A 14,015-nucleotide genomic window follows, 5' to 3' on the forward strand; every position below is an offset into this window, starting at 1 on the left:
TAAAGGTAATGTATCACCTAAAATACGTTCGACATTTTCTTTAAATTTCGCCGGATGAGCAGTACCTAAAAATACCCCATATTCTCCGTCTTGTAGCTCATCACGTAATAGACGATAAGCAACCGCCGCATGAGGCTCTGAAATATAGCCTTTTTGTGCCAGTTCACGTACAGTTTTTTCCGTCGTTTCATCGCTCACAGCCCCATGCGAAAGATCAGACAACAGCCAACCTTTGCGACGATATAACTCTTCAATACGAGGCCAATTATTAGGCTGGCTAACATCCATCGCATTTGAAAGTGTTGCTATTGTCCGATGTGGTTCCCATTTACCACTATCTAAATAGCGAGGAACGGTATCATTCACATTGGTCGCCGCAATAAAACGTTTAACAGGCAATCCCATAGATTTAGCCAGTAATCCTGCAGTGAGATCACCAAAATTACCACTTGGTACAGAAATGACTAATTGTTGACGTTTTTCAGCTGGAATTTGTGCAACCGCTTCAAAGTAATAGCAGATTTGTGCCAGTAGGCGGCTAATATTAATCGAGTTAGCCGAGTTTAAATGCATGGTGTTCTTTAAATATTCATCATCAAATGCCTGTTTGACTAATGCTTGGCAAGCATCAAAGTCATCTTGAATAGCAACAGTATGAATATTCTCCCCTAATGTGCAAAATAGCTTTTCTTGTAATGGGCTGATTTTTCCTTGTGGATAGAGGATCACGACTTGGACATTATCTAACTTGTAGAAAGCATGAGCGACCGCTGCTCCTGTATCACCGGATGTCGCCGTTAAAATTGTAACAGGCTGGTCACCCGCGACTTCTGATAACATTTGAGCCATAAAACGGCCACCAAAGTCTTTAAAAGCCAGCGTCGGTCCGTGGAAGAGTTCAAGGCAACTAATATCCTCTTCTACTTGTGTCACTGGCGCAGGAAAAGCAAATGCCGTATTCACACGTTTTGCTAACACATCAGCAGGAATTTCATCACCGATAAAAGCACTTAAAATACGGCTACTGCGTGTTGCAAAGTCTAATTTTAATAGCGCATCAATTTCTGCTTGAGAAAATGAAGGCAAGTCTTTGGGAAAGAAGAGTCCTTGCTGTTTTCCTAAACCTTGTTTAACCGCTTGAGCAAAGCTGACTTGTTCTTGGTTATCTTTTAAATTATATAATTTCATTACTTACCCTATCTCTCTTGCGCCACGAGTATCTAAACGGCAGATGTGTACAAAGCCTTCATCGTTTTGTACATAATGTTGTTGTAACCATTGCGCCACATCTTGGGCAATAGCCAATGAATCAGTAATAGAAAACAGCGTTGGCCCTGAGCCTGAAATACCGCATGCAAGCGCGCCTTTTTGTAATGCAGCCTCTCTCGCTTTATCAAAACCAGGGAGCAACTGTGTTCGATAGGGCTCTGCAATCACATCTTTCATTAAGCTTGCGGCAAGTTTTGGTTGTTGTGTATGACAAGCATGAATAAATCCAGATAAATAACGACCATGGTTAATAATATCAGCTTTATCGTATTGTTTAGGGAGGATAGCCCTTGCTTGTGCCGTTGAGACTTTGATCCCCGGATAAGCCATCACCCAATACCAATCGTCAAAAGCTGGCACAGGCTGACAAATAATGTCGTTTTGTTCCAAAATAAGTTGTAGACCACCTAAATAACATGGCGCGACATTATCGTAGTGCACACTACCGGAAATACGACCTTCCAGCTCTCCCATCATTAATAATAAGTGGCTTTCACTAAATGGTTTGTGAGCAAATTCGTTTAATGCAACAAGTGCAGCCACAACAGAACAAGCACTTGATCCTAATCCTGAGCCTATCGGCATGTTTTTTTCAAGTGTCATCGAGACAGGTAATTGTTTACCTAATTTTTCACAAAATAGCTCCCAACATTGATAAACAATATTTTGCTTAGCATCAGAAGGTAATTTGCTAACAAATCGTCCTTTGCTGTGAAGTTGAAATTCTTGCGCCGCTTCAACGGTTACGCAATCTCCTAATAATTGACCATCAATAGGCGAAACTGCGGCTCCTAACACATCAAAACCGACACTCACATTGCCAATTGACGCCGGTGCATAAACTTTAACCACCTTTAAACTCCTAATTTCCATGATAGTGTACGTAATACATCTGCAAATACCCCAGCAGCAGTGACATCATTTCCTGCACCATATCCACGTAAAACTAAAGGAATTGGTTGATAGTAGCGAGTGTAGAAGGCTAGCGCATTTTCACCATTTTTTACTTTAAAGAGAGGATCGTTAGCATCAACGGCCATTATTTTGACTTGGCATTTCCCCTCATTGATGAGCCCCACATAACGTAATACCTTCGCTGACTTTTGGGCTTCTTCGACTTTAGCATCAAACTCAACATCTACTTGAGGTAAGCGGTTTAAGAAACTCTCGACATCACCTGTACTATCAAATGAGCTAGGTAAAACAGGCTCTACATCAATATCACTCAACTCTAATTGATAGCCCGCTTCACGAGCGAGAATAAGCAGTTTACGAGCAACATCCATTCCCGAGAGATCATCTCTTGGATCTGGCTCTGTAAAGCCTTTTTCTTTCGCAGAAAGTGTCGCTTCAGACAAGCTTTTTCCTTCATCTAGCTGACCAAAAATATAAGAGAGTGAGCCAGAAAGAATACCATTAAATTGTACCAACTCATCGCCAGCATTAAGCAAGTTCTGTAAGTTTTCAATAACAGGTAAACCCGCACCAACATTAGTGTCATATAAGAATTTACGACGTGATGCTTCCGCTGATTGGCGAATTTGATGATAGTAATCCATCGACATCGTATTGGCTTTCTTATTAGGCGTAACAACGTTAAAGCCATTTTGTAAGAAATTGGCGTATTGCTGTGCAATCATTTCGTTTGAAGTGCAATCAACAATCACAGGATTGAGGAAGTGGTACTCTTTTTCTAAGCGAATAAGCTGACTAAAGCTAAAAGGCTCTTTAGCTGCTTGTAGCGCTTGTTGCCAATTATCTAAATCGATACCTTGCATATTGGTTAGCATCGCACGTGAATTGGCAATCCCACAAACACGTAGGTCGATATGTTTGTTTTTTAACCATGCTTGTTGACGATGGATCTGCTCGATTAGCGCGCTGCCAACACCACCGACACCGACAATAAAGACTTCTACGATTTGGTTAGTGTTAAAGAGCATTTGGTGACATAAACGCACCGCATTCGTCGCTGCATCATTGGCAATAACTGCAGAGATAGAACGTTCAGAAGAGCCTTGAGCAATAGCAACAATATTAATATTGCCTCGAGTTAAAGCAGAGAAGAAACGGGCTGAGATCCCTTTAAGGGTGCGCATACCATCACCGACAACCGAGATGATAGCAACATTGTTCATAATATCTAACGGATCAAGTACGCCATCTTTTAACTCTAGATAGAATTCTTCTGACAGTGCTTTTTGCGCTCTAATTAGCTCTTTTTGCGGTACACAAAAACTAATACTGTATTCAGATGAAGATTGAGTAATTAATACTACCGATATTCCTGCTCGCGACATCACGGAAAAGACACGAGCCGCCATACCCACCATTCCCTTCATACCCGGCCCTGATACATTGATCATTGCCATATTATTCAGGTTAGTGATCCCTTTTACCGGCGTGCTGTCATCTTTTTGACCGTCACCAATTAACGTACCCGGTGCTTCTGGATTACCCGTATTTTTAATTAAACAAGGGATTTGAAATTGAGCAATAGGTGCAATAGTGCGTGGATGAAGGACTTTGGCACCAAAGTAAGAAAGTTCCATCGCCTCTTGATAGGACATGCCTTTTAATAGGTGTGCATCTGGGACGAGGCGTGGATCACAGGTGTAAACACCATCAACATCCGTCCAGATTTCACAACATTGTGCACGTAAACACGCGGCTAATACGGCGGCTGAATAATCTGAACCATTACGACCGAGAACCACAAGCTCATTCTTTTCATTACCGGCAGTGAAACCTGCCATCAAGATCATATGATCTTTCGGAATATTAAGGGCGGAAATACGGCGAGTTGATTCAGGAATATCCACTGTCGATTCGAGATAATGACCTTGAGCTAGGAGATTTTTAACCGGATCAATGACGGTAACGTTATATCCTCTAGCTTGTAACACCGACTCCATAATGGCAATCGAAAGCTTTTCACCACGACAAATCATCGCAGCATTGATGCTATCAGGACATTGCCCTAATAAGGAGATACCATGCAGGATATGTTTAATCTCAGCAAACTCACGCTCAACTTTGTCTTTTAAGCCTTGGTAATCAAAACCAGGTTGATTTTCTCGTAAACCTTGCAATAGATTAGCGAAGATTTGCTCTGCTTCTCGTACTTGAGTGAGAGGTTCTTCTCCTTCTGCCGTTTTTTCAATCATTGCCACCAAGTAATTCGTTATCTTGGCAGGTGCTGATAATACCAGAGCGACTTGTCCCTGCTCTCGTTTTTTCTCAGCGATATCAGCAACATTCAGCACCCTTTCTGCATTGGCAACTGAAGTTCCCCCAAATTTTAACACTCGCATACAGCTCTCCTGATTTTTCGCCAAAAAAAAGCCCGCATTTCTCAATGCGGGCTTTTTCGTTTTTTGTTTTTTATATGCGACAGCCCGCCCCGCAATATAAAATTCCGGTGGTGGTGGTGGTAATAATTGTATTCATAGTCACTGGGCTGTAAGTACGCATAACAATCCTGTCTGTCTCAAAATTAGTTTGACCCTATACTGGTTAAAGCAAAGCGAGAGAGATGTCAAATTTTTTCTTTTCTATTGCCTCAATTTACCTACAATTTAAATAAAATTTATTCGAGCATTACTTATATTGTAGTATACATATTACTACTAATAAGGGGGAGTTACAGAAAATAACGCTACCATTTAAGAGTTACTTAGACATTTGTACTTTTACAAATAATAAGGTATTTTATTTCACTTCTTTTTTTGTAACAAAACTGGTAAAAAGATAAAATCTCACTATATTTAACATATATTTTTCTTTTGCATTACATAAATCAAATTATATAGTTAACTATTGAAATCAAGGTTAAGCTGTTATCTTGATTTTGATATGTGTCAACAAAAGTTAGCTTTTTAGATGGTATTTAATACAACAGGTGTTATATTGCTGTTAATAGACTATGGGCATTTTACATTCTGATTTTAACGTCCATTGTCAGTAAAATAGGTCATGTTTGTAATTAATAACGTGATGGTTATTTATCGAATTTTCATCTGGGTCTAATTTTGGCGTGCTAATAACAAAAATGAATAACCACACACCTTGCACACACAGAAGTTACACACAGATATCCTTTTTCTATTTTTGGTAATTTTAGGTAGCAAATATGCAAACCCCGCACATTCTGATTGTTGAAGATGAAGTAGTTACTCGTAATACCCTGAAAAGCATATTCGAAGCTGAAGGGTATATCGTACACGAAGCCACTGATGGCAACGAGATGCATAATATTCTGTCCGACCATGATATCAATCTGGTTATTATGGATATTAATCTTCCTGGTAAAAACGGTCTTCTATTAGCCCGTGAATTACGTGAACAGGTAAGTGTTGCATTAATGTTCCTAACAGGTCGTGATAATGAAGTTGATAAAATCTTAGGCCTTGAAATTGGTGCCGATGATTACATCACTAAACCATTTAATCCTCGTGAATTAACTATCCGTGCTCGTAACTTATTGTCACGCACTATGAATTTAGCGAATGGCACAGAAGAGCGTCGTTTAGTTGAAAGCTATAAATTTAATGGTTGGGAGCTAGATATTAATAGTCGCTCTCTTATTAGCCCTACAGGTGAACAGTATAAATTACCTCGTAGTGAGTTTCGTGCGATGTTACATTTCTGCGAAAACCCAGGAAAAATCCAAACTCGTGCAGAATTACTGAAAAAAATGACGGGTCGTGAATTAAAACCTCATGATCGTACTGTAGACGTTACCATTCGTCGTATTCGTAAACACTTTGAATCAACCCCTGATACACCTGAGATTATCGCTACTATCCATGGTGAAGGTTATCGTTTCTGTGGTGATTTAGACGAGTGATATCAGTGTTACCCTAGTAAAAATAATGCTAAAAACCCCGGATTTCAGTTTCGGGGTTTTTCTTTATTAAAGCATAAAAGATAAAAATTGATCTTAGCGACTATTTTAAATAGAAACTAATTTATCAACTAAAAAAATTTCTTACACTTAATCTTATTAATTTTGTTAATTAATTAAAAAAATTACTCTTTCCATGGCATGATGGGTACTGCACTAATGGCATTTTTCGGTGAGCCATCGATAACCTTATCAGAGTAAGTAAGATATATCAGTGCATGGCGGTTTTTATCGTAAAAACGCACCACTTGTAGCTTTTTAAAGACTAGTGACGTTCTTTTTTGAAAAACAACATCACCACGATTTTTACCTTTTAAGACTTTTTCGCTTAATTCGATTGGCCCTACTTGTTGGCAAGAAATAGCCGCATCGGCGGTATCTTCAGCAAGCCCTAAACTACCGGAAATGCCCCCTGTTTTAGCACGGCTTAAATAGCAAGTGACATTTTTGACTTCAGGATCATCAAAAGCTTCAATGACAATTTTATGATTGGCACCAAAAAACTTAAAAACCGTATCGACATAACCAATTTCTTCAGCTTTCACCATTATTGACATCGGAAGCAAGATAGAAAGTGCGAGTATCTTTTTGAAATTAAACATATTAAATTTATTCCATAAAAAGAAGAAAGAATGATTTTGTCTAGGATAAAGCAAACTTTTGTTAACTGGTAGAATAATTTGTATACATGACTCATTGAAAAAGACTATATTTCATCTTTATCTAACAATATAACTTGTTATAGACGTTCAGGCTATTTACCATCTACAGCATAAATAAACGAATATGACTAAGGGAGATGTATGGATCAAACCAACATCATACGTGATTTACTCGCTTGGCTTGACAATAATCTGGATCAGCCACTATCCCTCGATAATGTCGCAACTAAAGCGGGTTACTCTAAGTGGCACCTACAACGCATGTTTAAAGAAGTCACAGGGCAGGCGATTGGTTCTTATATTCGTTCGAGGCGTCTATCTCGCGCGGCTGTGGCATTGCGTTTAACAAGTCGTCCTATCTTAGATATCGCTTTACAATATCGTTTTGATTCTCAACAAACATTTACTCGCGCCTTTAAAAAGCAGTTTGATAGAACTCCAGCCCTATATCGCCGTTCTGATGAGTGGTGTGCTGTAGGTATTTGTCCTCCAATAAAATTAGATCCTCAGCCTTTGCCTAAATGGGCATATGTGCAATTACCGGAGATAAAATTGATTGGTATTGAACAAACTTGTAGCCATACACTAGAACAATGGGCCAATGCTTGTTCCGATATGCGTCAGACATTTTGGCAAAATTATATTACTAAGGTAAACACTATCCCCCATGAGGTTTATGGTTTGCACCATACGCAACACAGTGATGAGCATGAAGATGAACAGCGCGTTATCTACACCACCGCCGTTGAGCCTGCTTATGCGAGTTTTGTAGAAGATGATACTGCTGATGAAGTCATATTGGAGGCTGGCGATTATATTCGCTTTGACTTCGAGGGAGAGGCAAAACGAGGCGCCATGCAGGAGTTTTTATTCTTAATCTATGGTGTTTGCTTGCCAACCATGGGGCTTACTCGCCGTAAAGGACATGATATTGAAAAGTATTATCTTAAAGAAGTGCACTATGACAATGTGATGACCGCCGAGCCACAAGATCATATTAAGCGTTTTGAGTATTATATTCCCATTAAACGCGAATTGGCCTAACAATAAGACTCTCTTTTACAGCAAAGAGAGTCTGTTATTGTCATTAACGCTGTACTTCATCAAGAGCGATATCAGTAAGATGACTCACATCCCCTGCTGTTTCGATTACCCATCCATTAGCGAGCCAAGGACTGTTTTGATAGTCCACTCGTGAAATTGAACAGTTACGTAGTCTTAAACGTCGTTCAGCGTAAGCAGGTAGGCCTAACACAGTACTTAGCAGGCAACCTAATGCAATACCGTGACTCACCAGTAAAGGACGGCTATGCTCTGGTAACGCCAAGCAACTGTTTAAAGCAGCCTGCATACGATTAGCTAATTCCACCATGGATTCTCCTTGGGGAATTCGTCCATCAGGTGTACCATCAATTAAACTCTTGCGCCAAGCTTCTTCTTGTGTATTTAATGTGGCGATCTCTCGCTGTTCAAGAACGCCCATATCAAGTTCACGCAAACGGGGATCCGTGATTACGTCACAGCGACAAGCTTGTGCAATAATCTCTGCCGTCTGACAAGTCCGGCCAAGATCACTAGAAATTATGTGGGTAATACCTGCTGATTTTACTCTTTCAGCAACTTGTTGTGCCTGTCGCACACCCATTGCTGTTAGTGGGCTATCAGATTGCCCTTGTATACGTCTCGCCACGTTCCACTCAGTTTCACCGTGGCGAACAAGATAGACCTGTAACATACATTTTTTCCGTTATACTGCTCTAATTTTTCAAAGGATGATTAACTCATTATGTATCATGTCATTGCAGCCACTACGAATCCAGCAAAAATCAACGCGATCAAACTCGCCTTTGAGCAAGTGTTCGGTAAAGATACCTTTGATATTGAAGATATTAATGTCGATAGCCGCGTTCCACAGCAACCTATTGGAAATACAGAAACGAGAACTGGCGCACGCCAACGTGTGATGGCCGCAAGACAAGTACGTCCAGAAGCTGACTTTTGGGTAGGTGTTGAAGCGGGTATTGAAGACGATATGACTTTTGCTTGGATTGTTATCGAACACGAGCAAATTCGCGGTGAATCTCGCTCAGCCAGTTTAATGCTACCGGAACAGATCTTAAAAGGTGTTCGTGAAGGTCGTGAACTTGGCGATGAAATGGCATTTTTAACCAAGATTGATAATATTAAGCAAAAAGGTGGCGCTATTGGTTATTTTACTGATGGTTTATTAAGCCGCACTTCTGTTTACCAACAAGCGATTGTATTAGCTTTAGTCCCCGTCACTCATGATATTTATAAACAACTTAACAAAAAAGATGATGAATGAGTGATTAAATAGTCCTCTTGTCGCTATTTTAGAAAAATGCCATTTAACCAACTGATTAAATGGCATTTTTATTTCTAACGAATAGGCAATTATTTTTTTATCATAAGCTCTTTTTCAAGCCATAATTTCACATCATGGGGTGCTGTTTTTAAACTATTAGAGCCTCTGGTAATAGTGGCGATGCCAACTCCTAATAGCTCTTTTAGCTCTCGCTGACTTAATTCCCCACGCATTAATTCTTGAACAATACGCACTCTTGTTGCTAATGCACTGCGCTCATCTGGCGTCATTAAAAGTTGTAAAACAGGAAATTCAACTCCCTGTTCAAACGCTTGGCGTAATAACTCAACAAAACGTACCCAGTGTTCATTCTCTTCTGGTGATAATGCAGGATCTAGCATAGTGGGAACCTCTTCTAGCCACACTCATAAACTAGTACAAACTATAGCATATTTTATCCTGTGACAAAGAGGTTCCATTAATAAATCGCTTAATTATCTCATTAATAACGACTATTCCACTCAGTTTGAGTTAATACCGGTTGTTGCTCTCCGGCAAAATAGCTATAAAACACCGCAAATGAGAGTACATTTTTGACATAACCACGCGTTTCTGCGAAAGGAATGCTCTCAATAAAAGCAATAGCATCTAGTTGGTTATTAGCATCAGATAACCAACGGTCAACCCGTGCAGGACCTGCGTTATAGGCAGCACTAGATAAAATACGGTTTTGATTAAAACGCTGATAAACAGAATCAAGATAAGCGGTACCAATTTCAATATTTTTAACCGGATCTGTCAGTTGCGCACTACTTGCATACCCGGTAATACCTGCTTGTTTTACCGTGAACTCTGCGGTTTTCGGCATCACTTGCATAAGACCCGTTGCCCCAGCTGAAGAGCGAGCTTGTGGGTTCCATGCACTTTCTTGGCGAGCGATCGCCATCGCATAATTGCGATCTATCGCTTTATCTTTCGTATATCGTTCAAATTCATTTTGCCATGCAAGTGGGAAACGCTCTTCTAAATGGTTCCACATTTTACCAGTAATCGTTGCTTGTACTGCTAAGTCAGCCCATTGTTGCTCAAAAGCATAACGCGCTAGTTGAGATTGTGTGGTAGCAGGCTGGGTGGCAACATAATTTGCCCACTCAGTACGCGCTAAATTATCCATTTGCCAATACATTAATTCGCGTACTCGTTGCACTTCAGGTTGCTGTGGAATTGTGGGTGAAACACTTGGCGCTTTGTCTATTACCATAACATAAGGTTTACCTAGCTTTTCAGCCGCCACCATAGGATAAAAACCGCGATGTTGTGTTAGTTCTTGTAAAAGCGCTTGTGCTTCACTGTTTTTACCTTGCGATTGCAACACCATCGCTCGCCAATAACGCCACTCCTCTTTATTTTTACTTTCAGGTGATAATCTTTCTAACCATAAAGCTAATTCTGCGGGCTGATTTTGGCTTAACGCTAAACGCACACGACGCTCACGCAGGGTATCTGAAGCGGTATCTTGTATCACACTATCACGCCATTTAGCCTGCTCTGGTGTGGCATATGGCATATATTGCCAAGCGACCGTATCACGCATTAATTGGCGTTCAGCTGTCGTCATTTTTTGAGCTCTGGCAATACTATCAAGCTGTGCTCTTGCACTATCGGCATCTTTTCGCGCCCAACGTGAAAATGCGGCTTGTACAATATTACGCGTAAAATCTGTTGGTGAAAGTTGTGTGGCATAACGAGCAACCAGATTAGGGTGATCTTGTAGTTCAACAATGGCATCGTTAATCGTTTGATAATCCATCGGCAATCGCTTAGCTAAATAAGTTGCTAACCCAGTATTACCACTTTTTATTGCTAAATTAATCCGCTCTAACACTAATTCAATGCTTAAATTTCCTGCTTTTTGCCACTCATCAAATAGCGGATCACAGCTTGAAGGCATAGAAGTACCGTTTAACCACGCTTCTTTTGCACCAACCCACGCCGTTTGTTTATCCCCTGTCGCCCATTTAGCATAATAGTAGTTACACCTTGCTGCTTTAGGCTTAGGAGGATTAGGACTAAAAGTCAGTAAGTTTTGCCACTCTTGACGTTTTGCTAACTCATTAACAAACAAAGAAGGTAGTGCTTTCGCGGGTGGCAAAGTTGGATATTTTTCGACAAATTCAGTCACCACAGCCGGAGCGACCACATCAAGATTGTCGGTAATTTGGCGATATTCAAGATAGGGATAAAGAGGATAATCTTGTAATGTCGGTAATAATTTTTCAACTTGTGCTGTATCTTTAGCATCCCAAGCTGCTTTAATTTCTTGGTAACGTGTTCGTTGTTCACTTAATGAATCTGCTTGTGCCCACGCAGAGAAACACAATGTACTAATTGCCAAGACGAAGGACCACTTTTGCTTAACCACGTTACCTCTCCCACCTCAAATTTAAACATCCAAAGAATAAATACATTAGCTAATATGATAATCATTAACAATGTTAGTTCCCTCTTTAAATGAAATTTTCCTCACTTTTCTAACAAGCACTCAAGGATGATAAAAACCTCTCTTTTACCTAAGGTTTTCTTTTATAAATCGGGTATACTGGCGACTTTCATCGTTTTCGGGTCTTTGGCAAAATACTGACATTGACTTTACTATTGTTCATTTAGGTGTCATATATTCATTGCTTATTTACATTCTTTTGTGTTTAACGCAAAAACTGACACTTCAGATAAAATCTCTTTTATAATCAAAGGGTAATTATAGTGGCTCAATACGTTTATAGTATGTTGCGTGTCGGGAAAGTTGTTCCCCCTAAGCGACATATCCTTAAAAACATCTCACTCAGCTTCTTTCCGGGCGCGAAAATTGGTGTGCTTGGTCTAAATGGTGCCGGTAAATCAACCTTACTGCGTATCATGGCCGGTATCGATACCGATATCGAAGGTGAAGCACGTCCACAACCGGGTCTAAAAATTGGCTACTTGCCACAAGAGCCAAAATTAAACCCACAACAAACGGTTCGTGAAGCCGTTGAAGAAGCGGTAAGCGAAGTCAAAAATGCACTCAATCGTCTTGATGAAGTGTATGCAGCTTATGCTGATCCTGATGCTGATTTTGACCAACTGGCAAAAGAGCAAGGTCAGCTAGAAGCGATTATTCAATCTCACGATGGTCATAATCTTGATAACCAATTAGAGCGTGCAGCAGAAGCACTACGTTTACCAGATTGGGATGCCAAAATTGAACATCTTTCTGGTGGTGAACGTCGCCGTGTGGCTATCTGTCGTTTACTGTTAGAAAAGCCAGATATGCTGTTGTTAGATGAACCGACTAACCACTTGGATGCTGAGTCTGTTGCTTGGTTAGAACGCTTCTTACATGATTATGAAGGCACTGTTGTGGCGATTACCCACGACCGTTACTTCCTTGATAATGTCGCAGGATGGATCTTAGAACTTGACCGTGGAGAAGGTATTCCGTGGGAAGGTAACTACTCCTCTTGGTTAGAGCAAAAAGATGCGCGTCTTGAACAAGAAGCAGCCACTGAAGCCGCTCGCCATAAATCAATTCAAAAAGAACTTGAGTGGATCCGCCAAAATCCTAAAGGTCGTCAGGCTAAAGGTAAAGCTCGTCTTGCTCGCTTTGAAGAACTCAATAGCGTTGATTACCAAAAACGTAATGAAACCAGTGAACTATTTATTCCACCTGGACCTCGTTTAGGGGATAAAGTGCTAGAAGTGAGCCACCTCACTAAATCTTATGGTGATCGCGTTCTGATTGATGATTTAAGTTTCTCCATTCCTAAAGGCGCTATCGTCGGTATTATCGGTCCAAATGGTGCCGGTAAATCAACGCTGTTCCGTATGATCTCAGGTCAAGAACAACCCGATTCAGGAACCGTGACTTTAGGGGAGACCGTGAAACTGGCCTCTGTTGATCAGTTCCGCGATAGTATGGATGACAGCAAAACGGTTTGGGAAGAAGTTTCTGGTGGTCAAGATATTATGCGCATTGGTAACTTTGAAATCCCAAGTCGCGCTTATGTGGGCCGCTTTAACTTTAAAGGCGTTGACCAAGGTAAACGCGTTGGCGAACTGTCCGGAGGTGAGCGTGGACGTTTACACCTTGCGAAACTTCTCCAAGTCGGCGGTAATATGTTGCTGCTCGATGAACCGACCAATGATCTGGATGTTGAAACGCTACGCGCCTTAGAAAATGCGCTATTAGAATTCCCAGGTTGTGCTATGGTCATTTCCCATGACCGTTGGTTCCTAGACCGTATCGCCACTCATATCATCGATTATCAAGATGAAGGTAAAGTCGAATTCTTTGAAGGTAACTTTACTGAATATGAAGAGTATAAAAAACGGACATTAGGTAACGAAGCTATCCAACCTCGTCGCATGAAATATAAACGCATCACTAAGTAATCATTATTTAGCTGAACGCAAAAAAGCAGAGCTCACCCTCTGCTTTTTTATTATCTCTCTTTACGTTTTATCCAAAGCACCGTAAAACCCCGTCCTTCAGGTCGGGGATATAAGGCGCGGTTTTTTAACTAACTCGGTGTTTCCTGTTGCTCAATGTACTGGCGGATAATGGATATTGGTGCGCCACCACAACTCCCCGCGAAATAACTCGGCGACCAAAGAACCCCCTTGTAGTAATCACGTTGGGCAATATCAGGACGATCACGTCGAAGTAATCGACTCGATACCCCTTTAAGGCTGTTAACCAGATTAGATATCGCCAGTTTTGGCGGGTAATTAATCAGTAAATGAACGTGATCCCGTTCCCCATCCATTTCAACCAGTTCAACATCAAAATCAGCACAAACACTGGCAAAGTAGC

At 40.7% G+C, this 14,015-nt stretch carries 11 protein-coding genes, 1 pseudogene and 1 other annotated feature; of the genes and pseudogenes, 4 read left to right on the plus strand and 8 right to left on the minus strand.

Annotated elements, in window-relative coordinates:
* From thrC to thrA, 3 genes are all read right to left on the minus strand, one after another.
* The coding region (thrC, locus tag AACU95_RS06870; RefSeq protein WP_161737209.1) for a threonine synthase at positions 1-1,188 on the minus strand (1,188 nt) is incomplete at its 3' end.
* Between the two features lie 3 nt (positions 1,189-1,191).
* Complete coding sequence (gene thrB / locus AACU95_RS06875) at positions 1,192-2,121, minus strand: homoserine kinase (RefSeq protein ID WP_004248956.1); 930 nt, start codon at positions 2,119-2,121, stop codon at positions 1,192-1,194.
* A 2-nt stretch (positions 2,122-2,123) separates the two neighbouring features.
* Complete coding sequence (thrA, locus tag AACU95_RS06880; protein ID WP_036971259.1) at positions 2,124-4,583, minus strand: bifunctional aspartate kinase/homoserine dehydrogenase I; 2,460 nt, start codon at positions 4,581-4,583, stop codon at positions 2,124-2,126.
* 21 nt (positions 4,584-4,604) lie between these two features.
* Positions 4,605-4,723, minus strand: a sequence feature (Thr leader region).
* Positions 4,724-5,401: 678 nt separating this feature from the next.
* Here thrA and arcA point away from each other — a divergent pair.
* Positions 5,402-6,118: a two-component system response regulator ArcA gene (arcA, locus tag AACU95_RS06885; RefSeq protein ID WP_004245226.1), complete on the plus strand. Its 717-nt coding sequence runs from the start codon at positions 5,402-5,404 to the stop codon at positions 6,116-6,118.
* Between the two features lie 182 nt (positions 6,119-6,300).
* Here the strand turns inward: arcA and creA are convergent, their stop codons facing one another.
* Complete coding sequence (gene creA, locus AACU95_RS06890) at positions 6,301-6,777, minus strand: protein CreA (RefSeq protein WP_004248955.1); 477 nt, start codon at positions 6,775-6,777, stop codon at positions 6,301-6,303.
* Positions 6,778-6,978: 201 nt separating this feature from the next.
* On the opposite strand from creA, the gene robA reads away from it, so the two are divergent.
* On the plus strand, positions 6,979-7,881 hold the full coding sequence (gene robA, locus AACU95_RS06895; protein ID WP_036894192.1) for an MDR efflux pump AcrAB transcriptional activator RobA: 903 nt from the start codon (positions 6,979-6,981) through the stop codon (positions 7,879-7,881).
* A 43-nt stretch (positions 7,882-7,924) separates the two neighbouring features.
* Here robA and gpmB read toward each other — a convergent pair whose 3' ends face one another.
* Entirely contained in the window at positions 7,925-8,572 is a 648-nt protein-coding gene (gpmB, locus tag AACU95_RS06900) for a 2,3-diphosphoglycerate-dependent phosphoglycerate mutase GpmB (protein ID WP_004245229.1), read from the minus strand.
* 51 nt (positions 8,573-8,623) lie between these two features.
* Between gpmB and yjjX the strand changes: the two genes are divergently transcribed.
* Positions 8,624-9,163, plus strand: a complete 540-nt coding sequence (gene yjjX, locus AACU95_RS06905; protein ID WP_004248953.1) for an inosine/xanthosine triphosphatase — start codon at positions 8,624-8,626, stop codon at positions 9,161-9,163.
* A gap of 89 nt (positions 9,164-9,252) precedes the next feature.
* On the opposite strand, the gene trpR is transcribed toward yjjX, so the two are convergent.
* Positions 9,253-9,564, minus strand: coding sequence for a trp operon repressor (gene trpR, locus AACU95_RS06910; RefSeq protein WP_004248952.1), 312 nt, complete (start codon positions 9,562-9,564; stop codon positions 9,253-9,255).
* A 101-nt stretch (positions 9,565-9,665) separates the two neighbouring features.
* The gene (gene sltY, locus AACU95_RS06915) at positions 9,666-11,585 is read right to left on the minus strand and encodes a murein transglycosylase (protein WP_004248951.1); all 1,920 of its coding nucleotides are present in this window, start codon (positions 11,583-11,585) and stop codon (positions 9,666-9,668) included.
* A 341-nt stretch (positions 11,586-11,926) separates the two neighbouring features.
* Here sltY and ettA point away from each other — a divergent pair, with 341 nt between their 5' ends.
* Positions 11,927-13,594, plus strand: coding sequence for an energy-dependent translational throttle protein EttA (ettA, locus tag AACU95_RS06920; RefSeq protein ID WP_004248950.1), 1,668 nt, complete (start codon positions 11,927-11,929; stop codon positions 13,592-13,594).
* Positions 13,595-13,644: 50 nt separating this feature from the next.
* Here the strand turns inward: ettA and tnpA are convergent.
* Positions 13,645-14,015: pseudogene (gene tnpA, locus AACU95_RS06925) on the minus strand (IS200/IS605 family transposase); the annotation flags it as partial.

The sequence above is a fragment of the Proteus sp. G4415 genome, assembly GCF_963896075.1.
Lineage (GTDB): Bacteria > Pseudomonadota > Gammaproteobacteria > Enterobacterales > Enterobacteriaceae > Proteus > Proteus mirabilis.